Raw genomic sequence first — 24,767 nt, 5'->3', positions numbered from 1 at the left:
CCCGGGAAAACCGGTTCCCACTTTCCTGGGATTGCTCTAGTCCGCGCCTTCTTCGTTTAAGACCAGCGGCAGGTCCGCCATCTTGCGCCCGCTATATTCGGCGAGCGAGATGCCGCCCAGCACCAGGACGAGCGCCAGCGCCTGGTAGAGCTGGAATGTCTCACCGACGATCAGCACGGACAGCAGCGTGCCGAAGATCGGCACCAGGTTGATGAACAGGCCGGCCCGGTTGGCGCCGATCAGTTCGTTGCCCCTGATGTAGAGGATCTGCGAAATGACCGAGGCGCCGACCGCGGTGTAGACAATGATCAGCCAACCGCTGACATCGGGGACGATGACCTTGCCAGCCGCGGCTTCCCACAGGACAAAAGGCAGCGAGGTGATCAGCGCTGCGATCGACAGCGCCAGCATCAGGCTTTGCCAGCGCATCTCCGGTTTCAGCCGCAGCCCGACCGAATAGCCGCTGTAGAGGATGACGGCGATCAGCATGATGGCGTCGCCGAAATTGAGTTCCAGCGTCAGCAGCCGGCGCGGGTCGCCGTGGCAGGCGGTCAGCACCACGCCCGCTATGGTCAGCACGACGCCGGCGACCTGCGCCCAGTTCACCCGCAAGCGGAAAAAGATGAAATTGGCGACGATGATCACGATCGGCATCGCCGCCTGTTCGATCGAGACGTTGATCGCGGTCGTATAGTTGAGCGCCGTGTAGAAGATGGTGTTGAACAAAGTGAAGCCGCAGGCGCCAAGCACGCCGAGCAGCAGCCAGTGTTTGCGCACCACCGGCCAGTCTTCACGGATCGTGCGCCAGCCGATCGGCAACATGATCGCCACCGCCAGAACCCAGCGCAGGAAGACCAGCATCATCGGCGAGACATGATCGATCGCCAGCTTGCCGGCGACGGAATTGCCGCCCCACAGCAAGGTGGTGATCAGCAGGAACAGGTAGGCGCGTCGATGCATGGCAGATTCCGGCAGCCGCAGAAGCTGCGGTGTTGCCGGCCTAAGGCTCCCGCCAGCCCAAGTAAATGATGTCAAAGCCGAAAATTGTTGTGCCTCAGGGCATTTTCGGCGGCAAAGAAAGGTCGCACTTGCGAGGTCTTGACGCTATAGAGGCCTGTCGTTTCGAACCATATCCAGGCCGCCAGGGCGGCATTTCAAGGGAAAAGAAACATGGCCAATGTGGTGGTCGTCGGCTCGCAATGGGGCGACGAAGGCAAGGGCAAGATCGTCGACTGGTTGTCGGAGCGCGCCGACGTGGTCGTGCGCTTCCAGGGTGGCCACAATGCCGGCCACACGCTGGTCGTCGACGGCAAGGTCTACAAACTGTCGCTGCTGCCGTCGGGCGTGGTGCGGCAAGGCAAGCTGTCGATCATCGGCAATGGCGTCGTCTTCGACCCGCACGCCTTTGTCGCCGAAGTGGCGAAACTCAAGGCGCAAGGCGTCGAGGTGACGCCGGACCGCCTGAAAATAGCCGAAAACACCGCGCTTATCCTGTCGCTGCACCGGGAACTGGACGGATTCCGCGAGGACGCCGCCTCCAATTCCGGCACAAAAATTGGCACGACCCGTCGTGGCATCGGCCCCGCCTACGAGGACAAGGTGGGCCGGCGCGCGGTTCGGGTGATGGATCTGGCGGATTTGGAAACGCTTCCCGTAAAGGTCGACAGGCTGCTGACGCATCACAATGCGCTGCGTCGCGGGCTTGGCCATGCCGAAGTCACCCATGAGGCGATCATGACCGAGCTGACCTCGGTCGCCAATGAGATCTTGCCCTATATGGACCGCGTCTGGAAAATCCTCGACGACAAGCGCCGCGCTGGCGAGCGCATCCTGTTCGAGGGCGCGCAAGGCACGTTGCTCGACATCGACCACGGCACCTATCCGTTCGTCACCTCGTCCAACACCGTCGCCGGCCAGGCCGCGGCCGGTTCGGGCGTCGGCCCGGGCGCCATCGGCTATGTGCTGGGCATCACCAAGGCCTATACGACGCGTGTCGGCGAAGGCCCGTTCCCGACCGAGCAGAAGAACGAAATCGGCGAGTTCCTCGGCACGCGCGGCCACGAATTCGGCGTCGTCACCGGCCGCAAGCGCCGCTGCGGTTGGTTCGATGCCGTGCTGGTGCGCCAGGCCGTCGCCGTCAACGGCATCAAGGGCATCGCGCTGACCAAGCTCGACGTGCTCGATGGTCTGGACGAAATCAAGGTCTGCACCGGTTACCGGCTCGACGGTGAAATGATCGACTATCTGCCGGCCAGCCAAGGCGCGCAGGCGCGCGTCGAGCCGGTCTACGAGACGCTGGAGGGCTGGAACGGCACCACCGCCGGCGCGCGCAGCTGGAACGACCTTCCGGCGCAGGCCGTCAAATATGTCCGCTACATCGAGGAGCTCATCGGCGCACCGGTCGCGCTCCTTTCCACCAGCCCGGAGCGGGACGACACAATACTTGTGACCGATCCGTTTCAAGACTAGTTTTCTGAAGCCTTTCCGGGCATCGCGGCTGATTTGCGGGGGCCGGCGCGGAAACAAAATACAGGTCGACTGAAGCATGGCAGATTTCGTTGCTATTCTGAAAAGGGCGCTCGACAAGCACGGCGACGAGACGCCCGAAAAGCGTACGCGCATTTATGACAGCGTTCGTACCATGCTGGCGAAGAAGCTTGCGGACTATTCGCCGCCGCTGGCCACCGAAGCCATAACCACGCAGAAACGCTCCCTGGAAGACGCTATTGCAAGTGTCGAGCGCGACTATGCCAAACCGGCGCCGGCATCCGATCCGCTGGCCGAGCTCGAGCACATCTTCTCCTCCATCGACCGCAACAAGAACCAGTCCAGCCATGTCAAGCCGCTCGCCGCGCCTGCACCTGCCTGGCAGCCGGCGAAACCCGTGCAGCCGGCGCCTGCCACCCGGGCGGAGCCGAGCTGGCAGCGGCCCGCGCCGACACCGCCGCCGCCTGCGGCGCGTGCAGAAACCATCAACGAGCAAGCCGCGGAGCTGGATGCCGAAGACGATAGCGCCGATGCGTTTGCCAATGACGAGCAGCCGGCCGCGGATACGTTCCAGCGCCTGCGCCCAGCCGAGCGCAAGCGCAGCTATGGCGGGCTGATCGCCGCTGTCGTCGCACTGCTGGTTGTCGCCGGCGGCGGCTATGGCATCTGGCTGAACAAGGATGCGTTTGGCTCGATGCTCGGTCTTGGCGACACCAAGACTGTTTCGACCGAGCCGCTGGTCAAGCCGGCGCCGGCCAAGCCCACGGCCGAGGCGCCCGCACCGGCAGCTGCCGGCGAAGGAACGAAATTCACGCAGCGCCTTACGCCCGAAGGCGGTGAGACCGACCCCGGTCCCGCGGCCGGTCAAAGCGGCATTGGCGAGGGCGAATCCGTCGCCGCGCTGACCACGCCACCGCCTCCGGCTCCGGCACCTCCGGCTCCGGCCCCTGCGGCGCCAGCGCCGGCGACCCCAGCGCCCGGCGATACCGCAGCCACGGTGGCGCCCGCCACGCCGGCGCCTGACGCTTCCGCCACGCCACCGGCAACGCCGCCAGCCGATGGCGCCGCGCCGCCGGCCAATGGGGCAGCACCGGCTGATGCCGTGGCCACGCCGCCAGCGCCCGCAACCGGCACGCCGCCCGCGGCACCGACGGCCGCCGCTCCGGAGCCAACCGTTGCGGTCGGCCAGAAGGCGATCTTCTATGAGGAACGCACCTCGACCGCGCAGGGCTCGGCCGAACCCGGCAGCATCGTCTGGTCGCTGGTGCAGGAATCGCCCGGCGGGGACCTGCCGCCGGAACCGGCGATTCGCGCCGAAGCGAGCATTCCCGGCAAGGACATCCAACTGCGCATGACCATCCGCCGCAACACCGACCAGACGCTGCCGGCCAGCCACATCATCGAGATGATCTTCCTGACACCCGAGGGCTTTGACGGCGGCGGCGTCGACAACATCCTGCGCGTTGCCATGAAGAGCTCGGAGCAGGATGCCGGCAGCCCGTTGATCGGCATCCCGGCCAAGATCGCCGACGGCTTCTTCCTGGTGGCGCTCAACGACACCAAGGCCGACGAGGACGCCAATCTGACCTTGCTTCGCGGCCAGGACTGGATCGACGTGCCGGTGGTCTACAAGACCGGACGCCGGGCGCTGCTGACCATGGAAAAAGGCATCCCCGGCGAGAAGGTGTTCGACGAGGCGCTGAAGGCCTGGCAGGCGAAGACTGCGGGCTGATGGGGCAGCGTTAAAGCTGCCTGCTCTTTCCCCGAGCGGCGAGCGGGCCTAGCTCAAAACGGGCGATGCTTGGCTAGCGGCAGCCCGTTTCGCCTGACGTAGTCGTTCCAGCTTTCGATGGCATCCTTGTTTTCTTCTTGCCATCGGCGTGTCTTTTCCGCAGCGATCACCTTTGCAAGGCCGGTCTCGGCGGCGCGACCGATGTCGATCCCCAAGGCCCTCGCTTCTTCGATCAATCGGAGGTCAATGGAAAGTTTGAGCGATTTTCGCGACGACTGAGCATCAGCCATTTGAACAGCCCTATCCATACCTACGGACAAGAGCATGGCAGCGCGCTTGAAAGACTGCAAGCTCAGCCTTCCATCTCCTCGCGCAGCATTTCCAGTTCCAGCCATTCCTCCTCGAGTGCTGCCAGCGTGGCGCGTTCCTTGTCGAGGGCGGCGATGGTTTTCTGGAATGAGGCGGGGTCGCGCTCGTAATAGGCGGGATCGGCGATGTTGTTCTCCAGCCGCGAGATCGAGGCCGTCACTGCCTCGATTTTCTTGGGCAACGTTTCCAGCGCGAATTTCTGCTTGAACGACAGTTTCTTCGCGGGGCCTTTCGGTGCTGCCGCCTCGCTTTTGGCTGATGTCGGCGCTTCGCCAACCTCAGCCTTTGGCCTAGCCTTGCGGTCGTCGAGCCGGGTGCCGCCGCGCTGCGCCAGCATGTCGGAATAGCCGCCAGCATATTCGATCCAGCGGCCGCCACCATCCGGCGCGATGATGCTGGTGACGGTGCGGTCGAGGAAGTCGCGGTCGTGGCTGACCAGGATGACGGTGCCGGCAAAGCCGGCGACCAGTTCCTGCAGCAGTTCCAGCGTCTCCATGTCGAGATCGTTGGTCGGCTCATCCAGCACCAGAAGGTTCGCCGGCCGCGCCAGCACGCGGGCCAGGATCAGCCGCGCCCGCTCGCCGCCGGACAGCTCACGCACCGGCGTGCGCGCCTGTTCGGGCTTGAACAGGAAATCCTTCATGTAGGAGACGACATGGCGCTGCTCGCCATTGATGACGAGGTTCTCGCCGCGTCCGTCGGTGAGATATTGCGCCAGCGTCTCCTGGGGATCGACCGCCTCGCGCTTCTGGTCGAGCGTGGCGATCTCCAGATTGGTGCCGAGCCGCACCGAGCCGGCATCGGGCTTCATTTCGCCGGTCAGCATCTTCAACAGCGTCGTCTTGCCGGCGCCGTTCGGTCCGACCAGGCCGACACGATCGCCGCGTTGGATGCCGGTCGAGAAGCCCTTGACCACCGTGACGTCGCCAAAGCTCTTCTCGACGTTCTTCGCCTCAATCACCAGTTTGCCGGATTCGGCGGCGTCGCTGGCCACCATGGTGGCCGAGCCTTCGGCGCCGCGATGGCCGCGAAAACGCTGGCGCATGGTCTGGAGTTCGCCGAGGCGGCGCATGTTGCGCTTGCGCCGCGCCGTCACGCCGTAGCGCAGCCAGTGCTCCTCGCGCACGATCTGACGGCCAAGCTTGTGCTGCTCGCGCTCTTCCTCTTCCAACACCTGGTCGCGCCATTCCTCGAAATGGCCAAAGCCCTTGTCGAGGCGGCGGGTCTGGCCGCGGTCGAGCCAGACGGTGGCGCGCGAGACGCGTTCGAGGAAGCGACGGTCGTGCGAGATGACGATTAGCGCCGACGAGGTGCGGACAAGCTCCTCTTCCAGCCATTCGATCACCGACAGATCGAGATGGTTGGTCGGCTCATCAAGCAGCAGAATATCAGGCTCCGGCGCCATCACACGAGCAAGCGCGGCGCGGCGCGCCTCGCCGCCGGAGAGGTCGTTGGGGTTTTCCGTGCCGGCGAGGCCGAGATGCTCCATCAGATAGGTGGCGCGGTAGGGATCGTCGGCCGGCCCAAGCCCGGCCTCGACATAGGCGCGCACATTGGCAAAGCCATCCATGTCGGGCATTTGCGGGAGATAGCGAACCGTTGCCGAAGGCTGGCGGAAGACTTCGCCGTCCTGCGGTTCGATCAGCCCTGCGGCGATCTTGAGCAGCGTCGACTTGCCGGAGCCGTTGCGGCCGACGAGCGCAATCTTGTCGCCGGCGGATGCGGTGAGTTCGGCGCCGTCGAGCAGCGGCGTGCCGCCGAAGGTCAGTCTTATCCCGTCGAGGTTGAGAAGGGGCGGGGCCATGTCAGCTTTCAGGCAAGGGATAGGGATGAGCGAGCAACAGCGCGCGGCCATGGCCAAGTGCGATTTCGAGCCGGCCCCCGGTCTTCTCTGACTTGACCTCGTTGGAGATGGTGAGCGACGAGCCGAAGGCAACCTCGACATGGTCGAGCGGCCATTTGGCGCTGGACACGGTCAGGCCCGAAAGATCGGAAAAGCCGAGCACGGAAAACAACGTGCCGTCGGCGTAGTCGAAGCCGGCCTTGCCCGGCAGCAAGGGAACCCCCTCCTGCGCGCCGCTGGTCAACAGCACTTTCGTGCCGGTCTCGGCCAGCCGCAGGCTGAGCGCCAGATGAAGGTACGCATGGTCGGCGCGCTTGCCACCGAAAGCGCCGGCCAGCACCAGGCTGGTGGCGCCGCGCTCCAGTGCGGCGGCGATGGCCAGCTCCCCGTCGGTCTTGTCCTTTTCGGGCGGAAATACCTGGCGCGGCACGGCGGCGAGATCGACGGGAAGCTCCGCGGGCACGGAATCGAAGTCGCCCACCCAAAGCTCCGGCATCAGGCCGAGCATCCGGGCATGGCCGATGCCGGCGTCGGCGGCGATGACGCGCGCGCCTTCGACCTGGCGGTCGAGCCGCGGCGTGCGGATGAGATCGCCGCCAAGCAGGATGGTGAATGTGCTCATATCCGGTGGCCCTTACCAGCCCCGCCGGCGAAACGGAAGGCCGAGCCTTGGCTAGCTTTTTGTTGGAGCATGATCTCCGGACAAAACGGTTCCCGTTTGTCCGAGAAAACCGGTTCCCACTTTTCGGATCATGCTCTGGCAAAGTTCCGCTTGCGTGGCACCTTGGCCGGCCCTATGTGTCGAAACGCTCTAACGGGGTGCCGAACGCGATGTTTCGCGGGTCGGCTGAGAGGCAGTCTCGCCAACCCGCTGAACCTGATCCGGTTTGTACCGGCGGAGGGATTAGACGCTTCGGACAGACCGACGCCTCAATTCCTTTCAAACACGAATGAAGGAGGTGCCGATGCGCATGTTTTTGTCCCGTCTTGTCCCAGCCCTGGGTCTTGCTTTTTCGCTTCTCGCCGTGCCTGCGTCCGCGCAGGAAAAACTCACCGTCTACACCTATGAGAGTTTCACTGCCGATTGGGGCCCGGGTCCTGCGGTGAAGAAGGAATTCGAAGCCGAATGCGGCTGCAGCGTCGACTTCGTCTCGGTCGCCGACGGCGTCGCGCTGCTCAACCGCGTCAAGCTCGAGGGGGCGTCGACCAAGGCCGATATCGTGCTTGGCCTCGACACCAATTTGACTGCCGAGGCCAAGGCCTCCGGCCTGTTTGTCCCGCATGGCGCTGTGGCTGAAAACAGCGTGCCGGGCGGCTGGAGCGACGATACTTTCGTCCCCTATGACTATGGCTATTTCGCTGTCGTCTATGACACCGAGAAGCTGAAGAACCCGCCCAAGAGCCTGAAGGAACTGGTCGAAGGCGATGCCGCCGACAAGATCGTCATCCAGGATCCGCGCACCTCGACGCCGGGCCTTGGCCTGCTTCTGTGGGTGAAGTCGGTTTATGGCGACAAGGCGCCGGAAGCCTGGGCCAAGCTCAAGCCAAAGGTGCTGACGGTGACGCCGGGCTGGAGCGAAGCCTATGGCCTGTTCACCAAGGGCGAGGCGCCAATGGTGCTGTCCTACACGACGTCGCCGGCTTACCACATGGTGGCCGAAAACACCGATCGCTACCAGGCGGCATCCTTCGAGGAAGGCGAGTATCTGCAGATCGAGGTCGCCGGCATCACCACCACGGGTGCGAAAAACCCCCTGGCGGCAAAGTTTCTCGCCTTCATGACCGGGCCGAAATTCCAGAATGTCATTCCGGAGACCAACTGGATGTTCCCGGCGGGGAAAATCGACAAGCCGCTCAATCCGGCCTTCGACAAACTGGTCAAGCCGGTGAAGACGCTGCTGTTCAGCCCGGAAGAGGTTGCGGCCAACCGCAAGGCTTGGGTGGATGAGTGGCTGGCGGTGATGAGCAAGTAGATTTGGCTGGATGATCGGAAGATGACCGCTCTACGGCGCCCCCCTCTGTCCTGCCGGACATCTCCCCCACGAGGGGGGAGATTGGGTGTCGCCTCGGCTTTCGCCAACCTCCAACGTTTTGAGCGGAGCGCGGAAACTGCTGATCTCCCCCCTCGTGGGGGAGATGTCCGGCAGGACAGAGGGGGGCGCGAAGGAACGCGACGCCCGCCAAAGATCTTTTGGGCGGTCCGGCGTGCAACGCTCTGACCCCCGCGTCACCGCCGGCATTGTCGCGCTCGCGGCAATCGCGCTGCTGATCGGCGGCGCCTTTGCCGGGCTTATCCGCGAAGGCGCGCACGACCTCCGCGGTGCTGCGTCCGCCTTCGATCTCTATCTCCTGCGCGTTGTCCGCTTCACGCTCTGGCAAGCAGTCCTTTCGACGCTGCTTTCCGTCGTGCCGGCGCTGTTCGTGGCGCGTGCTCTGTCGCGGCATCCGCGCTTCTTTGGCCGCGGTTTCATCCTGCAACTGTTCACCGTGCCGCTGGCACTGCCGGCCATTGTCGCGGCGCTCGGCATACTGGCGCTCTATGGCCGGGCCGGCTACTTCGCCGCGATCGGTGGTCAAAGCTGGCCCGATATCTATGGCCTGTCGGGCATCCTCGTCGCTCATGTCTTCTTCAATCTGCCGCTGGCAACACGGCTGTTCCTTGAGGCACTGGGCACGGTGCCTGCCGATCAATGGCGGCTGGCAAGCCAGCTCGGCATGGGGGCGAGACCAGCCTTCCGGTTGATCGAATGGCCGGTGCTGCGATCGGCTCTGCCGGGCGTCGCCGGCCTTGTCTTCATGCTTTGCATCACCTCCTTCACCATCGTGCTCATCCTCGGCGGCGGGCCGGCGGCGACGACGCTGGAGGTCGCCATCTACCAAGCGCTGCGCTTCGATTTCGATCCCGCGCGGGCAGTTACACTGACAGTGCTGCAAATTGCCCTGACCTTTGCCGTCGTGCTGGCGCTGACGCGGCTTGGCGCCAATGTGACCGGGGATGCGAACCTGCCTGTGGCGCGGCGCCGCTATCTCTCGGCCGGCCCGGTCGAAACGGCGCTTAATGTCGTATTGATCGCGCTCGCTTTGCTGTTCGTCGCCGGGCCGATGGCGGCAACCGTCGCATCCGGCCTTGGCGCCGATCTCGGCCGGCTGGCCGGCGAGAGCGCGGTGCGCCAGGCGACGCTGACCAGCGCCTGTCTCAGCCTCCTGGCGGCGCTGCTTTCGGTGTCGCTATCGCTGTCGCTGATCATGGCACGCCGGGCGCTGTCCCTACACCGCCGTGGCGGCGCCCGCTCGCTGCTCGAACATGCCACCGACACCGGCGCCGGTTTTGTCCTCGTCGTGCCGCCCATCGTCATCGGCGCCGGCTGGTTTCTCCTGCTGCGCACGGTCGCCGATGTCTTTGCCATCGCGCCGGTCATGGTCGTCGCCGTCAACGCGGTGATGGCGATGCCCTTCGCCATCCGCGCGATGCGTCCGGCCTATGATGCGGCAAGCGAACGCCATGAAAAGCTGTGCGCACAGCTCGGCATTTCGGGCTGGAGCCGGCTGCGGCTGGTCGACTGGCCGTCGCTGCGGCGGCCGCTGGCCACCGGCTTTGCCTTCGCCATGGCGCTGTCGCTCGGCGATCTTGGTGTCATCGCACTGTTCGGCAGCGATTCAGTGCAGACATTGCCCTATCTCCTCTTGGCGCGCATGGGCAGCTACCGCACAGCCGACGCCGCCGGGCTGGCTTTGCTGCTCGGGGCGGTCTGCCTGGCTCTGGTGGTCGCCGCGGATTGGTTGGGACGAGGAGAAAGATCGTGACTTCCGCCGTGGAAAAAGGCGCGGTCGTGCGGCTGGACAAGGTCTCGTTCAGCTATGGCGAGGCGCCGTTCCTGTTCGATGTCGAATTCGCTGCCTCGAAAATCACCGCCATCATGGGGGCGAGCGGTTCGGGAAAGTCGACCCTGCTCAACCTGGTGGCCGGCTTCGAGACGCCACAATCCGGCCGCGTTCTGATCGGCGGCGCCGATGTCGGCGCTTCCGCGCCATCGGCGCGACCGGTGTCGATGGTGTTCCAGGAAAACAATCTGTTTGCCCATCTCTCTGTCGAGAAGAATGTCGGGCTCGGCCGCTCGCCGTCGCTTAGCCTGACGCAAACCGACCGCGCCGCAATCGCCGAGGCCCTGAGCCGTGTCGGCCTTGCCGGCAAGGAAAAGCGCCTGCCGCGAGAACTCTCCGGCGGCGAAAGGCAGCGTGTGGCGCTCGCCCGCGTGCTGGTGCGCGACCGGCCGGTGCTGTTGCTCGACGAGCCGTTCGCCTCGCTTGGGCCCGCACTGCGCGACGACATGCTCGACCTCGTGGCCGGCGTCCATGCCGAGCGGGCGATGACGGTGTTGTTCGTCACGCATCAGCCAGAAGACGCGCGCCGCATCGGAGAGCAGATGGTTTTTCTGGACAATGGCAGGGTTGCCTCAACGGGATCTGCCGCCGATTTTTTCGACGGCACTGGTCCCGAAGCGTTTCGGCGCTATATCGGCGCAAGTTCGGGCGGATCACGCGATATTGCCCGGAAGCGGACATAATTTACGACCAAACCGGCGACAGGTGATGTGGCGCTTGCTTGCCATGGTCCAACTGATGTGGCTAGGTCCGCCCTGTATTGGTCCGGCACGAGCCGTGATTTGCCCCCTACAGCGCCGCATCCATCCGGATGCGTAAAACGCTGTAGGTTTTTTGATTTGTGCAGGATTGCCACCGAAAAATTCGATTTTCGCTGGCGCGGACCCCTGGGTCCAGGTCATGCGCCGAGAGCTGAAGGGACGCCGTACTGTCGACCGGCACTGATACTTTGAGACGCAGGCCGCTGGCGCGCTTCCTCGCGCTGGCCGGCCTTGCCGTGGCGCTGGCCAGTTGCCAGATGTTCACGCCTCCGGAAGTGCAGGAATCCGGCTTCCAGCCGTCCGACAAGCCGATCACGGTCGACAATGTCGCCGCCAACAGCAAGCTCGCCGAACTCGCAAAGGCGCAGCATCCGCGCATCCTCGCCACCTATGGCGGGGAATATTCCGACCCCAAGCTCGAGCGCATGGTGGCCAAGGTCGTCGGCAGCCTGACCGTGGTGTCGGCCAATCCGACCCAGACCTATCGCATCACCATCCTCAATTCGCCCAACGTCAACGCCTTCGCGCTGCCGGGCGGCTATCTCTACGTCACCCGCGGCCTCTTGGCGCTGGCCAATGATTCGGCCGAACTCGCCGCCGTCATCGCGCATGAGATGGGCCACGTCACCGCCAACCATGGCCTGCAGCGCCAGCAGCTCGAGGCCGAGGAAGGCCTAGCCACCAAAGTCGTCTCGGATGTGCTCGGCGACAGTCCGACCGCCAAGGCGGCCCTGATCCGCGGCAAGCTGAGGCTGGCGCAGTTCTCGCGCAACCAGGAGCTGGAGGCCGACGCCATCGGCATCAAGTCGGTCGGCGAAGCCGGCTACGATCCCTATGCCGCCGGCCGCTTCCTGCAGTCGATGTCGGCCTATACCGATTTCCGCTCGATCAGCGGCGCCACCGATGCCAGCCTCGACTTCCTGGCCACGCACCCCAACACGCCGCAGCGCATCGATCTGGCGCAGCGCCACGCCCGCCAGTTCGGCGCGCCGGGCGTCGGCACACGCGACCGCGATTCCTTCCTGGCTGGCATTGACGGCCTGCTGTACGGCGACACGCCGGAAGAAGGCTATGTGCGCGGCCAGACCTTCCTGCATCCGGGGCTCGGCGTATCGTTCACCGTGCCGGACGGTTTCATCATCGACAATACGGCCGCGGCGGTGACGGCGACCGGCCCCGGCGACATGGCGGTCCGCTTCGACGGCGTGTCGATCGACAAGGATCGGGCGCTGACCGACTATATCAGAAGCGGCTGGGTGGCCGGTCTCGACGAGACCAGCGTGCGCCAGGAGACGATCAACGGCAACGAGGCGGCGACCGCGCATGCCGGCGCCGACGGCTGGCAGTTCGACATTGCGGTGATCCGCGCCGGCGGCCAGGTCTACCGGTTGCTAACGGCGGCCCCCTCAGCCAGCACCACGCTCGATCCGGTGGCGCGTTCCGTCAGCGGCTCGTTCCGTATCCTGAGTGCGGCCGAGAAGGCGGCGCTGAAGCCACTGCACATCCGTGTCGTTACCGTTCAGGCTGGCCAGACCATGGGTTCGCTGTCGGCGCAGATGGTCGGCGTCGACCGCAAGCTCGATCTGTTCAGGGTGCTCAACGCGATGTCGCCGGGCGCCTCGGTTTCGGCCGGCGACAAGGTCAAGATCGTTACGGACAAGTAGCAGCGCAGTCCGGTTTCGATGGCGCCTGCCCGTGCGAAGCAGGACTGCGGTCACTGCCACTCTCAGAGGTTGCTGTCGGTGTTCGTGTCGGTATCGGTACCGCTGTCGGTGCCTTCGCTACTGGTGTTCTCACCACCACCAGGATTTGAAGCACGGCGCTCGGAACCATCACCGTTGTTGCCGCTCCAGGCCGCCCGGCCGGTTTGCGGCACGGGTTTCGGGGCCTTCGGTCTTGGCGCGGGTATGGGAACCACCTTTATTTTCGTGATGATTTTCGGGGGCCGGACCTTGCACGCCGGAATCGCCAAGGCGACCCGCTTCGGGGTGCTGAGAACACCCAGGGAATACATCTCTTGCCGCTCCATTCCGGCTCTGAAGAAGGCGAGCGCGCGGTCCGGATCAGCTGGAACACCATTGCGACCTTCCATGAAGATCGATGCGAGATCGTTTATGGCATCGATATGCCCCATCGCCGCCGATTTGAGCAGCAAGTCCAACCCCTTGGCGGCATCGCGCTGGACGCCACGCCCATTGAACAGGGTGCGTCCCCACGCGGTCATGGCGTAGGGGTCACCCTTTTCGGATGCTTCTGAATAGAAGCGGTTGGCCTGTTTAGGATCCGCGACCGTCCCTATTCCCGACGAGACGATGGAGCCGAGCGCGAAAGCCGCGCGGACGTATCCCTTGTCGGCGGCCTGCTGGATTGCCTGCCTCGCCTCATTGACCTTGCCCGAGGCCAGCAACGCCCGTCCGAGTTGGTAATGGAAGCGGGCAATCTCTGGATAGGTCTTCACCGAGGCCTGGCAGAGCTCGACCGCGTCGTCGCCAATCTCGTTCGCCAACCGGCCCGGGACAACGCCTTGCAGGTCGAGAGGTTCGCCCGCCGCTCGATCGCAGGGATCGACGCTTGGCGACAGCTTCAGCGTCGCCTGCTTCGATGCGTTGTCGGCACGGATCTGAAAGCCGATCTCGACCGGCGTCGCGGAGCCGATCTGCGCCTCGTAGCGCAATTTGTCGACATCGTCGGCCATTAGACTCGATTGAGGCGACAGAATGCGGTCCGGCAGGGAAAGCGTCCCGGTTGCCGGATAGCTTGCGAGCCTCAAGCTGATCGACGGGTCCTTGGCCGGGAAATCCAGCTTGAGCGGAATCGGGCCGACGCCGACGGGGATTTCGATGTCGCGGTTTTCGATCGCTTCGGCGGCGCCGGCGATACGAATGCCGCGCTCAACCACCGCCTGCTTTTGCTCGGCGGCGATTGAGGCCATGAGTTGCTTGCCCTCGGCGCCCGCGCCGTTTCTGATCCGCAACAACAGAACGCCTTGGGATTCGCCACCCCACTCGTTGTGCGTGGTGTAGGCCAGCGTATCCACCTGTTCCTGCCAACCCGCCAATTCGGGGGCGTCCATGCGCAGACGCGGCAGGTCGGTACCCTCGATCCTTTCGCCCATGGCCAAGGGCTTGCCATCAAGCGTCAGCCGTCCGAGTGCCGGCAGGCTTTCGATGCTGACGCTGACCGCGCCACCATCGACGTCTACTGGCGCCGGCAGATCCAGCGCGACTGGCCCGATGCCGGACGGCACGATTTTCTCCAGCACCGGCGGCAGCGCCGGGCGGTTGGCGCGAGGCATCAGAAAGACATCGTCGAGAAGCGAGGAATTTTCCCATGGAACCTGCTTGCCACCGGTTGCCTTGACCACATCGCGGCGCACGGCGGCCATGACAGCCCTGATCTCCTGGTTCGGCGCCAACGCACGACGGGAGAAGGCGGAGGAAAATGGGCTGAGATTGCCGCGCCCGTCATAGGCAACGGCCCCCGGCTCGGTGGCAAAGGCGATCAGCGCGTTCTCAGACCCCTTCACCTGCGCCAACCCGCTACCGCTGGCGACGATCAGCTGGTCGCGAAGCCAATAGTTCTTACGCGGAAAAGGGTTGTTGCGGCAGGCGTCGAGGATGATCACCTGGATTTTCGATTTCGAGCGCAACTGCTGCAACATGTCGTCGAGCTTGATTGCCTGGACTTCCACGTCGGCCGCATCCTTAAGCGTGGCGTCGACCGGGATGAGAAAGTTCTCGCCGCCGATCTGGAAGCCGTGACCCGAATAATAGACCACCGCGAGATCAGCGCCGTCGGCCGCCGCGAGATAGGTGCGGAAGCGCACCTCGAACTGAAGCCTGGTCAAATCCTTGGCGACGAAAACGTCGAAGCCGGCCGTCCGGAACGTGTTTGCGATGTCTCCGGCGTCCTTGTCCGGGTTCTTGAGCGCCGGAAGCTCCCGGTATTCGGAATTGCCGATCACAAAAGCAACCTTTCGATCGGCACTAGCCTCTAAAGTCGTCAGGGTCACAAGGATCAAAGCTGCAAGAAACACGCAGAGTCGCGACATGGCAAAATCCTCATCCGCTATGATCTGGTGAACCCCAACAAACACCCTGCAGCTCAGCAGGTCTGTTAAAGAATTCACAATCTGCGAATGAGAGGCGAGGAAATCTGATGTGCTGGTCTTATATCCTGATCGGAAAATATCTTAATACTGCTGCCAACCGGAAATTTCAGGCTGCCTGCGTCTGAAATTCCGGGTTCTGCTTGACCAGCGCGACCTTCAGCTTTTCCATGGCGCGGGCCTCGATCTGGCGGACACGCTCCTTGGAAATGCCGAGCGTCTCGCCGAGCGCTTCCAGCGTAGCGCCCTCGTCGGTCAGCCGGCGTTCCTCGATGATCCTGAGTTCGCGGGCATTGAGCGCGCCAAGCGCTGCTCTCAGCCAGAGCAGGCGGCGTTCGAAATCGATGGTATCGCTGGCGACTTCGTCCGGCAGCGGATCGTCCGAAATCAGGAAGTCCATGCGCTCGGTGGTGCCGCTGTCGTCGGCGAGCGGCGCGTTGAGCGAGGAGTCAGGCGCGGAGAGCCTGGAATCCATCATCGCCACGTCGGCCTCGGAGACGCCGAGCGCTACCGAGACTTCGCGATAGAGCGTGGCGTTGGAGATCGGCTCGGCGCCATTGGCCAGCCGGGCGCGCAAGCGCCGCAGATTGAAGAACAGCGCCTTTTGCGCCGACGAGGTGCCGCCGCGCACGATCGACCAGTTGCGCAGGATGTAGTCCTGCATCGAGGCGCGGATCCACCAGGTCGCATAGGTCGAGAAGCGCACCTCGCGCTCCGGCTCGAAGCGCGCCGCCGCTTCCAGCAGCCCGACATGGCCTTCCTGGACCAGATCGCCGAGCGGCAGTCCGTAGTGGCGGAATTTCGAAGCCATGGAGATGACCAGCCGCATATGCGCGACGGTGATCTGGTGCAGCGCCTGCTGGTCCTGGTCTTCCTTCCAGCGCAGGGCGAGAACATGTTCCTCGTCGCGCTCGAGATAGGGGGCCTTCATCGCCGCGCGGACCATGGTCCGTCCTGCCGTGTCTTCGATCATGCCGCGCTCCTGCTCCCGGACATTTTCGGACGGCCTGCCGGCCGCTGGCTCTATCTTGACGCAATGCCGGACGGAAAACCGGTTTCCCACTTTTCCTGGGAATTGCTTTGGGTCTGGCGCAGCTAGGGTTCTTGAAATGGAAACGCAGCGCCCTACAACAGGGCATGAACGTGCCACACCGGGGATTGGTTCCGCCGCCGATGGTGGTTGTTTTATGCTATCCGACAGCGCGCGCCGACAGCACAAAACGGGGCGATCGGCACCAATCTGAGTTACTTTGAGAATTCTGATTTCTGGATCGCCATTTTTTTGAAATCTGGTTCCTTATTTTGCGGCTCTCTATCTGTCAGTTTCCGGCTCTCACAAGCGCCGGACACCGGCCATCGACGGGATCACAGAAAAATGAAATGGCTCAATTCGCTCATCGTCGCCGGAACGCTGCAGGTTCTGGCTGTCACAGCCGGCCATGCCGGCGCCAACCTCGATCAGATCAAGCAGGCCGGCACCATCAAGGTCGGCACCGAAGGCACCTACGCACCCTTCACCTACCATGATGATGCCGGCGCGCTGGTCGGCTTCGACGTCGAGATCGCCAAGGCGATCGGCGACAAGCTTGGCGTGAAAGTCGAGTTCCTCGAAGGCAAATGGGACGGGCTGATCGCCGGTCTCGACGCCAACCGCTACGACGCTGTCATCAACGAGGTCGGCATCACCGACGCACGCAAGGCCAAGTACGACTTCTCCGATCCGTACATCGCTTCCAAGGCGGTGCTGATCGTGCGTGGCGACGACACCGCCATCAAGACCTTTGCCGATCTCAAGGGCAAGAAGGCGGCGCAGTCGCTGACCTCGAATTTCGGCAAGCTCGCCGAGACCAACGGCGCCGAACTCGTCGGCACCGACGGCTTCGACCAGTCGATCCAGCTTTTGCTCACCGGTCGCGCCGATGCCACCATCAATGACAGCCTGTCCTTCCTCGACTTCAAGAAGCACAAGCCCGACGCCAATGTGAAGATCGCCGCGCAGGAAGAAAACGCCGACTATTCCGGCGTCATCGTGCGCAAGGGCGATCCGGAGCTGGTGGCCGCGATCAACAAGGCGCTGGCCGACATCAAGGCCGACGGCACCTACAAGAAGATCGCCGACACCTATTTCGGCCAGGACGTTTCGCAGTAACGAAGGTCTCCCGGCGGTTTGCCGGCAATGACACAATACAGCGGCGGGCCGTCTTTGATGGCTCGCCGTTTTTCGCATGATATGACAACCGCACAATTGCACTGCCGGACCGGTCTAGACGGCGTTTGCAAGGAGAGGAGCCGCTCGTGCCGCACTGGCTGCAACTGATGCTGGACTCGTTGCCGACGCTGTTGTGGGCGGCGCTGATCTTCACCGTGCCGCTGACTCTGCTGTCGTTTGCGCTCGGCCTGTTCGTCGGCCTGGTTGTCGCTTTGGTGCGGCTGTTCGGGCCGAAGCCGCTGGTCGCGGTGGTGCGCTTCTATGTCTGGATCTTTCGCGGCACGCCGCTTCTGGTGCAGCTGTTCCTGATCTTCTACGGCCTGCCCTCGGTCGGCATATTGCTCGACGCCTTTCCGGCGGCGCTGATCGGTTTCACCCTCAACATCGGCGCCTACAGTTCCGAAATCATCCGCGCCGTGATCGGCTCGGTGCCGAAGGGCCAGTGGGAGGCAGCCTATTCGATCGGGATGACCTGGAGCCAGGCGATGCGGCGCACCATTCTGCCACAAGCCGGCCGGGTCGCGGTGCCGCCGCTGTCCAACACCTTCATCTCGCTGGTCAAGGATACGTCGCTGGCTGCGGCCATCACCGTGCCGGAAATGTTCCAGGCAGCGCAGCGCATCGTCGCCACCACCTATGAGCCGCTGATCCTGTATGTCGAGGCGGCGATCCTCTATCTGGCAATGAGCTCGGTGCTGTCTGCCCTGCAGACGCGGCTGGAGGAACGGCTCAACCGTTACGGCGGCTTCCTGGAGGCGCGCTCATGATCGGCCTCACCGACATCGAAAAGCGCTTCGGCGACAATCTCGTGCTGAAGGGCGTGACGGTCACAATTGCCGAGGGCAGCGTCACGGCGCTGGTTGGTCCGTCCGGCGGGGGAAAGAGCACGCTGCTGCGCTGTATCAACCTCCTGGAGATCCCGACCTCGGGCACGGTGCGCATCGGCGACGAGGCGCTGGAATTCCGTCCCGGCATCAAGATCCCCAGTCGGGACATCCAGCGCCTGCGGCTGCAGACCGGCATGGTGTTCCAGAATTTCCAGCTGTTCCCGCACCGCACCGCCATCGAGAACGTCATGGAGGGGCTGGTGACGGTGCTGAAATGGCCAACGGCAAAGGCGCGTGAGCGGGCGCTGGCGCTGCTCGAGAAGGTCGGCATGGCGCACAAGGCCGATGCCTGGCCGGCGACTCTGTCGGGCGGCCAACAGCAGCGCGTGGCGATTGCCCGCGCGCTGGCGCCGTCGCCCAAGGTGCTGCTCTGCGACGAGCCGACCTCGGCGCTCGATCCTGAGCTGGCACAGGAAGTCGTCGACGTGCTGGGAAAACTCGCCAGCGAAGGCACGACAATGGTGATGGCGACGCACGACCTGCGCCTCGCCTCGAAGATCGCTCAAGAAGTGGTGTTTCTCGACGCTGGCGTGGTCGTCGAGAAGGGGCCGTCCGCCGTGGTGTTCAGCAATCCGGAGCGCGAACGGACGAAGCGCTTTATCGCAACACTGAAGCAGGAAGCGGCGAAGGAAGCCGGGGGCTGAGCCCTCTACCTCCCCTTGTGGGGAGGTCGGACCGAAGGTCCGGGTGGGGGCCGTGCCGCACCTCAGGCCCAAAAACAAAAACCCGGCGCGAGGCCGGGTTTTTCATGAATTCAAATGTGAAAGCGATCAGGCAGCTTCTTCCTGTTCGGATTCCTCATTGTCGGCCTTGGCGCCGCGCTTAGGGCCCTTGTTGAGGTTGACCTCGATCAGGCGCACGGCTTCGGTTTCCGACATGCGGTTGACCGCGGCGATCTCACGGGCCATGCGGTCGAGTGCCGCCTCATAGAGCTGACGCTCGGAATAGGACTGCTCCGGCTGGTTGTCGGCGCGGTAGAGGTCGCGCACGACTTCCGAGATCGAGATCAGATCGCCCGAATTGATCTTGGCATCATATTCCTGGGCGCGGCGCGACCACATGGTGCGCTTGACCCGGGCGCGACCCTGCACGACCTTCAGCGCGCGCTCGACATAATCCTCTTCCGACAGCTTGCGCATGCCGATGGAGGTCGCCTTGGCGACCGGCACTTTCAGCCGCATCTTGTCCTTCTGGAAGTCGATGACGAACAGTTCCAGCTTGTGGCCCGCAACTTCCTGCTCGTCGATCGAGACGATCTGGCCGACGCCATGCGCCGGATAGACGATGTACTCGCCGGTCTTGAAACCGTGACGTGCCGCGGTGGACTTCTTCTGCGGGGTGATCGTAGCCATTACGCCCTGAACTCCTTGTTGTGGCACCGGCGGCCTGCCGGTCCGAACGCGTGCGATCGGGGACGCCGATCGTTAGCCGCACAACAGATGAACCCATCGGAAAAAGCCGGGACCGGCAAACCGCATACATAGCGACTGCCTGGCCCAGATCGCTCTGGTCCGATTGGGGAGTTCACCTTTCAGTGATTTGGGGCGCTTGCGCCATAAATCGACGTTGTGTCACCGGCATGTTTCAGCAGATGTAGCACAAAAAGTAGGAAGAATCAAGGTTTTGCTGCAAACGCGAAGGTCGAGCGACATCACCGCCTGTCAAGGCCGTTGATGTATGATGCGCGTTACGCTGCGTTATGACGGCCAAGTCGGCCGTAGCATCAGTCGCCTTCGCCTGGCTCAGCGGAGAAATATTTCTCGAACTTGCCGGCCTCGCCATCGAAGGTCTTGGCGTCTGCCGGAGGCTCCTTCTTGGCGGTGATGTTGGGCCACTTCTCGGCGTATTCGGTGTTGACCTGCAGCCATTTGTCGAGACCCGGTTCGGTGTCGGGCTTGATCGCATCGGCCGGGCATTCCGGTTCGCAGACGCCGCAGTCGATGCACTCGTCGGGATGTATGACGAGCATGTTCTCGCCTTCGTAGAAGCAGTCGACCGGACAGACCTCGATGCAGTCCATGTACTTGCATTTAATGCAGTTGTCGGTCACGACATAGGTCATTGGTCGGCTCCGGGACGTCCCGTTCTTGTCAGGCTTTTTTGGTGAGGTAACCCCTTTGCCTGCCGCTTGCAAGGGCGGCTGTGCCTGGCGCGACCGGCGCTTCCGAAATGGGATTGCAGATCAGCGGCATGGCAAACACCGACAAGGCTTCAGTCTTCGCCGAACAGGCGGTCGGTTTGCCTGCGCTCTTTCTTGGTCGGACGGCCGCTGCCGGCCTCGCGCAGCGCGGGAATGGCATCGGCAACAGCCTCGCCTTTCGGCGCCGGCGGCGGGGACAGATCCTCATAGAGCGTGCGCGCTTCCTCGGCCGGGCCGCGTCGCGCACCTGTAGCCAGCACCTTCCAGACGAAGATGCGGCGCTCGTGCGTGATGGTCAAAACATCGCCGGCCTTGACCAGATCCGACGCCTGCGCTGCTTTGTCGCTGTTGATGCGGACGCGTCCGGCGACCACCAGCTTGGCCGCCAGCGAGCGCGATTTGACCGCGCGCGAGAAGAACAGCCATTTGTCGATGCGCTGGCGACCCTCAGCAACCATCGAACCGTGCCGGGCCTACTTCTTCAGCTGGTCGCGCAAGGCGGCGAGCTTGGCGAAGGGCGAGTCCGGATCGAAGCGCACCGGCCGTTCCTCCCGCGGCTTGGCCTGGAAGGCCGGCTTGCCGCCCTGCGGACCGCCTTTGCCTTCCGGCCTGCCGCCCTTCCAGTCGGGCCGGCCTTCGCGACGCTCGCCTTGCGGCTTGCCATCGCGGCGCTGTTCGCCTTCGGCCTGCGGCTTGGGCTTGAACTTCGAGCGGTCGAAGCGCGGCTTGGCCGCACCGTCGCGCTGGTCGCGCCGGCCCTGATAGGCCGGCCGCTCGCCCTGTGCCGGCTGTCCCGCGGCATCGGCAGGCGCACCGGTGCGGGCAGCCTGGCCGTTGCGCGGGCGATTGTCCCTGCGGTTTTCGTGGCGATGACGCGGGCGCTGCTCGAAACGGCCCTGCCGCCACAACAGGATTGGTTTTGGTTCTTCAGCCTCTGGCGCGGCTTCGCCAGTTCCACCCTCCCCCTCGTGGGGAGGGTCGGCGCGCAGCGCCGGGGTGGGGGTAGCGCCGGCGTCGCCGGTTGCATCTTCAGCGTCGGCGGCGTCAGCACGACCTGCTTCGTCAGCGCCGTCACCCCCACCCGCGTCGCTTCGCGCCGCGACCTCCCCCATCGAAGGGGAGGTAAGGGCATCGGCGCCTTCGGTGACAGTGACGTCGGCAACAGCTTCTGTAACGGGCGGGACTTCTTCCGCGATTTCCGCGGGAGCTTCGATTTGCTCTTCAGAAACAGCCTCCGCTGCCGGTTGGGCGACGGACTCTGCGGTATCCTCTGACGTAACTTCTGCGGCGGTAGCTTCAACAGCCGCATCCGGCTCCGCACCCTCGGCCGGTGCTTCGGTGACAGCATCCGCTGCGGCGGCTTCCGCCGCAGCCTTTGCAGCCGCTTCCGCCAGCTTTGCCGCAGCCGCTTCCCGCGCCGCATTATCCTGCGCTTCCAGCCGCGCCTTCACCTCTGCAGGCGGCTTCGGCTCGGCGCGGTAGCCGAGACCCTTCAGGATCTCTTCCATGTCGTCGGCGGTGGCGCCGAGGATCGACATCATCGGCGGCGTCACCATGAAGGACTGGCCGTCATAGGCGCCATCCGGGCGCTGGCCGAGGCCGGGCTTCCAGTTGGTCGCGGGGCGGATCAGGTCGGCCAGCCGTTCCAGGATGTCGATGCGCACGGCGCGGCGGCCGAGATTGCGGTAGCCGGCGAGCTTGTAGAAGGTCTTGTCGAAAGCCGGGTCGATGACCACCGAGGTGCGGCCGGAGGCCAGCGCGTGCACCACGTCGCCGAAGCCGGGCTTGTCCTTGCCGTCATTCTTCAGCGCCCACAAAAGCGTAATCAGGCCGGCGGGTGCGGGCTTGATCAGCGCCGGCACGAAGACGTGGTAGGCGCCAAAACGCACACCGAGCCGGCGCAGGGCAGCGCGTCCCTCCTGGTCGAGCGATTTCATCTCTTCGGCGATGTCGCGGCGGTTGATGAGGCCGAAATGCTCGACGAGCTGGAAGGCGATGCCACGGCCGATGCCGGTGATCTGCTCGGCATTCTTCAAGTCGACCAGCGGCTTCAGCAGCGACTCGATCTGGAAATTGACGAAACGCTCGGCGCGCGCAGCAACCTTGTCGCGGGCGGGGCCGGTCAGCTGCTCGTCGGCCAAAAGCACCAGGCGCGGCTTCAGCGCGTCCTCACCGGCAACCAGCGTGCCGATCGGCGCGCCGATCCAGCGCAGCGTGCCGTCGGAGCCGAGCGCCAGGTCGCCATTGGCGCAGGCGCCGAAGCGTTCGGCGCGCGCCTCGAACTCGGCGGCCAGCGCCTTTTGCGCTGCCGTGCGCACGGCCTTGGCGTCTTCGCCGCCGGCGCTCTGGTCGGCGGTGAAGCGGAACCCTTGCAACTCGCCGACATGATGGCCTTCGACAAGGACGGTTCCGGTTGGAGTGATTTCGGCTTCAGGCATTGTATTTTCTCTAAGGCGCCGCATGAGGACGGAAGTCCTGCGGTCTACAAACCGTTTCGTCAACCGCTCATGCAGCGCATCCGACAATCTGTCTTCGATTTCGCGCGTCTTTTCCTGCCAGTGTGCCTGATCGGCCAGCCAGCCAGGCCGATTGGACACGAATGTCCAGGTGCGGATCTGGGCGATCCGGTGCGACAGCGTGTCGATATCGCCTTCGGTCGTGTCGGCCCGGCGCACCTGCTCGGCCATGTAGTTCTCGTCGACATGGCCGTGTTTGGCGAGGTCCGTGTAGATCGAGGCGATGAGGTCGGAGTGCTGGGCCGGCGCGATCTTGCGGTAGTCCGGCAGCGCGCAGGCTTCCCACAGCAGCGCCACCCGCTTGGCGTTGGTGGCGAGCGCGCGGATGTCCTCGTCGCGGGAGAGATGTTCGAGCGCCTGCGCATCGACCGCCGGCAGCGCCCGCGTCAGCCCTTCGACCGGGGCGTTGGTCTCGATCGAACGCTTCAGTGCGTCGAGGCTGGCGAAATCGAAATGCGCGGTGCGCCATTGCAGCACCTTCACCGGGTCGAACTCATGGCCCTCGATGCGCTTGACCAGTTCCTCGTCCAGCGGATCGACCTGGCCGGTGACGCCGAATGTGCCGTCACGCAAATGCCGGCCGGCGCGGCCGGCAATCTGGCCGAGCTCAGCCGCCGTCAGATTGCGGTACTGGTAGCCGTCGAATTTGCGGTTCTGGGCAAAGGCGACATGGTCGAGATCGAGGTTGAGACCCATGCCGATGGCGTCGGTGGCAACGAGATAATCGACGTCGCCCGCCTGGAACATTGCCACTTGGGCGTTGCGGGTGCGTGGGCTGAGGGCGCCGAGCACGACGGCAGCGCCGCCCTGCTGGCGGCGGATCAGTTCGCCGATGGCGTAGACCTCGTCGGCGGAGAAGGCGACGATGGCGGTGCGACGCGGCAGGCGGGTCAATTTCTTCGAGCCTGCATAGGCGAGGTGCGACAGCCGCGGCCGCGTCACCACCGAAACGCCCTTCAGCAGGCGCTGCAGAATGCCATGCATGGTGGCGGCACCAAGCAGCAGCGTTTCCTGGCGGCCGCGCAGGTGCAGGATGCGATCGGTGAAGATGTGGCCGCGTTCGAGGTCGCCGGCAAGCTGCACCTCGTCGATGGCGACGAAGGCGGCGTCGGTCTCGCGCGGCATGGCCTCGACGGTGCAGACCGAATATTTCGCGCCGGGCGGCTGGATTTTTTCCTCGCCGGTGATCAGCGCCACCTTGTGGGCGCCGACCTTTTCACAGACGCGGGCGTAGACTTCTCGCGCCAGCAGCCGCAGCGGCAGGCCGATGATGCCACTCTCATGCGCGACCATGCGCTCGATGGCGAGATGGGTCTTGCCGGTGTTGGTCGGACCCAGCACGGCGGTCACGTCGCGGCCCGACAGGATCAGCGGCTGGGTGTGTTTCGGCTGGATGTTCATCGGCCCGGAAATGAGGCTTTCTGCATCGTGTTGTCGGGAGCGCGCCTCGCATGGCGCGTATGACACGCGACACATAGGGATTTCGGGCGCGAAGCGAAAGCGGAATGTTCCGGCCGTCAGTTCGCGAGTCTCGTTCGAGGTCCGGATTCGCTCCCGATTAACAGTTGGAACGAGTCTGGAACGAATCGGCTACGAATCAGTGACTCCAGCAGATTCAGCTTTTGTTCACGGCTACATGTGGATTTTGCGACCGGGAGTCTCACCACATGCTGAATCCATTGAACTGGCCCGATTCATGCAGGGCGGGCCTTGCCATTAACCTTCGCCAGCGAAGAATGGCCACTGCTCAGCGGTCATTGGCCAAGGTTATGAAATTATTGTCTTTTCTTAACCCAGCTTTAATCATTTGGCAGAGCTTTTCGGCCTTCGCCC

At 64.1% G+C, this 24,767-nt stretch carries 19 protein-coding genes and 1 riboswitch; of the genes, 9 read left to right on the top strand and 10 right to left on the bottom strand.

What is annotated here, in order from left to right:
* Positions 1–36: 36 nt before the first annotated feature.
* The gene (locus ACYHH6_RS01915) at positions 37–960 is read right to left on the bottom strand and encodes a DMT family transporter (RefSeq protein WP_352590022.1); all 924 of its coding nucleotides are present in this window, start codon (positions 958–960) and stop codon (positions 37–39) included.
* Positions 961–1,170: 210 nt separating this feature from the next.
* On the opposite strand from ACYHH6_RS01915, the gene ACYHH6_RS01910 reads away from it, so the two are divergent.
* Together ACYHH6_RS01910 and ACYHH6_RS01905 are read left to right on the top strand one after the other, a co-directional pair.
* Entirely contained in the window at positions 1,171–2,469 is a 1,299-nt protein-coding gene (locus ACYHH6_RS01910) for an adenylosuccinate synthase (RefSeq protein WP_352590019.1), read from the top strand.
* Between the two features lie 76 nt (positions 2,470–2,545).
* Positions 2,546–4,219, top strand: coding sequence for a hypothetical protein (locus ACYHH6_RS01905; RefSeq protein ID WP_352590016.1), 1,674 nt, complete (start codon positions 2,546–2,548; stop codon positions 4,217–4,219).
* A gap of 53 nt (positions 4,220–4,272) precedes the next feature.
* On the opposite strand, the gene ACYHH6_RS01900 is transcribed toward ACYHH6_RS01905, so the two are convergent.
* From ACYHH6_RS01900 to ACYHH6_RS01890, 3 genes are all read right to left on the bottom strand, one after another.
* Positions 4,273–4,509, bottom strand: coding sequence for a type II toxin-antitoxin system CcdA family antitoxin (locus ACYHH6_RS01900; protein ID WP_352556679.1), 237 nt, complete (start codon positions 4,507–4,509; stop codon positions 4,273–4,275).
* 62 nt (positions 4,510–4,571) lie between these two features.
* Positions 4,572–6,392: an ABC-F family ATP-binding cassette domain-containing protein gene (locus ACYHH6_RS01895; protein ID WP_352590013.1), complete on the bottom strand. Its 1,821-nt coding sequence runs from the start codon at positions 6,390–6,392 to the stop codon at positions 4,572–4,574.
* 1 nt (position 6,393) lies between these two features.
* Positions 6,394–7,053 (bottom strand): thiamine diphosphokinase, encoded by a 660-nt coding sequence (locus ACYHH6_RS01890; RefSeq protein ID WP_352590010.1) that lies wholly within the window; start codon positions 7,051–7,053, stop codon positions 6,394–6,396.
* Between the two features lie 183 nt (positions 7,054–7,236).
* A riboswitch (TPP riboswitch) is annotated at positions 7,237–7,352 on the top strand.
* A 44-nt stretch (positions 7,353–7,396) separates the two neighbouring features.
* Here ACYHH6_RS01890 and thiB point away from each other — a divergent pair.
* From thiB to ACYHH6_RS01870, 4 genes are all read left to right on the top strand, one after another.
* Positions 7,397–8,404, top strand: coding sequence for a thiamine ABC transporter substrate binding subunit (gene thiB, locus ACYHH6_RS01885; RefSeq protein WP_352590007.1), 1,008 nt, complete (start codon positions 7,397–7,399; stop codon positions 8,402–8,404).
* Positions 8,405–8,636: 232 nt separating this feature from the next.
* Positions 8,637–10,235 carry a thiamine/thiamine pyrophosphate ABC transporter permease gene (gene thiP / locus ACYHH6_RS01880; protein ID WP_352590005.1) on the top strand — a complete coding sequence of 533 codons (1,599 nt, stop codon included), beginning with the start codon at positions 8,637–8,639 and terminating at the stop codon, positions 10,233–10,235.
* Positions 10,232–10,996, top strand: coding sequence for a thiamine ABC transporter ATP-binding protein (thiQ, locus tag ACYHH6_RS01875; RefSeq protein WP_352590002.1), 765 nt, complete (start codon positions 10,232–10,234; stop codon positions 10,994–10,996). Before thiP ends, thiQ begins: the two co-directional genes overlap by 4 nt.
* Before the next feature lie 335 nt (positions 10,997–11,331).
* Entirely contained in the window at positions 11,332–12,738 is a 1,407-nt protein-coding gene (locus ACYHH6_RS01870) for a M48 family metalloprotease (protein ID WP_352590108.1), read from the top strand.
* A 62-nt stretch (positions 12,739–12,800) separates the two neighbouring features.
* On the opposite strand, the gene ACYHH6_RS01865 is transcribed toward ACYHH6_RS01870, so the two are convergent.
* Entirely contained in the window at positions 12,801–15,125 is a 2,325-nt protein-coding gene (locus ACYHH6_RS01865; protein ID WP_352589999.1) for a caspase family protein, read from the bottom strand.
* 166 nt (positions 15,126–15,291) lie between these two features.
* Positions 15,292–16,155, bottom strand: coding sequence for an RNA polymerase factor sigma-32 (locus ACYHH6_RS01860; protein WP_352589996.1), 864 nt, complete (start codon positions 16,153–16,155; stop codon positions 15,292–15,294).
* A gap of 402 nt (positions 16,156–16,557) precedes the next feature.
* Between ACYHH6_RS01860 and ACYHH6_RS01855 the strand changes: the two genes are divergently transcribed.
* The 3 genes from ACYHH6_RS01855 to ACYHH6_RS01845 all read left to right on the top strand — a co-directional run bounded on the left by ACYHH6_RS01855 (position 16,558) and on the right by ACYHH6_RS01845 (position 18,922).
* On the top strand, positions 16,558–17,331 hold the full coding sequence (locus ACYHH6_RS01855; RefSeq protein ID WP_352589994.1) for an amino acid ABC transporter substrate-binding protein: 774 nt from the start codon (positions 16,558–16,560) through the stop codon (positions 17,329–17,331).
* Between the two features lie 146 nt (positions 17,332–17,477).
* A complete protein-coding gene (locus tag ACYHH6_RS01850; RefSeq protein WP_192247526.1) occupies positions 17,478–18,158 on the top strand; it encodes an amino acid ABC transporter permease in 681 nt (226 codons plus the stop codon).
* Positions 18,155–18,922, top strand: a complete 768-nt coding sequence (locus tag ACYHH6_RS01845) for an amino acid ABC transporter ATP-binding protein (protein WP_352589992.1) — start codon at positions 18,155–18,157, stop codon at positions 18,920–18,922. Before ACYHH6_RS01850 ends, ACYHH6_RS01845 begins: the two co-directional genes overlap by 4 nt.
* Before the next feature lie 126 nt (positions 18,923–19,048).
* Here ACYHH6_RS01845 and ACYHH6_RS01840 read toward each other — a convergent pair whose 3' ends face one another.
* From ACYHH6_RS01840 to ACYHH6_RS01825, 4 genes are all read right to left on the bottom strand, one after another.
* Positions 19,049–19,630 carry a CarD family transcriptional regulator gene (locus ACYHH6_RS01840; protein WP_112559634.1) on the bottom strand — a complete coding sequence of 194 codons (582 nt, stop codon included), beginning with the start codon at positions 19,628–19,630 and terminating at the stop codon, positions 19,049–19,051.
* A 371-nt stretch (positions 19,631–20,001) separates the two neighbouring features.
* On the bottom strand, positions 20,002–20,340 hold the full coding sequence (gene fdxA / locus ACYHH6_RS01835; RefSeq protein ID WP_027031582.1) for a ferredoxin FdxA: 339 nt from the start codon (positions 20,338–20,340) through the stop codon (positions 20,002–20,004).
* Positions 20,341–20,489: 149 nt separating this feature from the next.
* Positions 20,490–20,876, bottom strand: coding sequence for an RNA-binding S4 domain-containing protein (locus ACYHH6_RS01830; protein ID WP_352589987.1), 387 nt, complete (start codon positions 20,874–20,876; stop codon positions 20,490–20,492).
* Between the two features lie 15 nt (positions 20,877–20,891).
* Positions 20,892–24,335, bottom strand: coding sequence for a helicase-related protein (locus ACYHH6_RS01825; RefSeq protein ID WP_352589984.1), 3,444 nt, complete (start codon positions 24,333–24,335; stop codon positions 20,892–20,894).
* Positions 24,336–24,767 lie beyond the last annotated feature (432 nt).

The sequence above is a fragment of the Mesorhizobium sp. P171375 genome (assembly GCF_057786075.1).
This window is presented reverse-complemented; position numbering and strand designations above follow the sequence as displayed.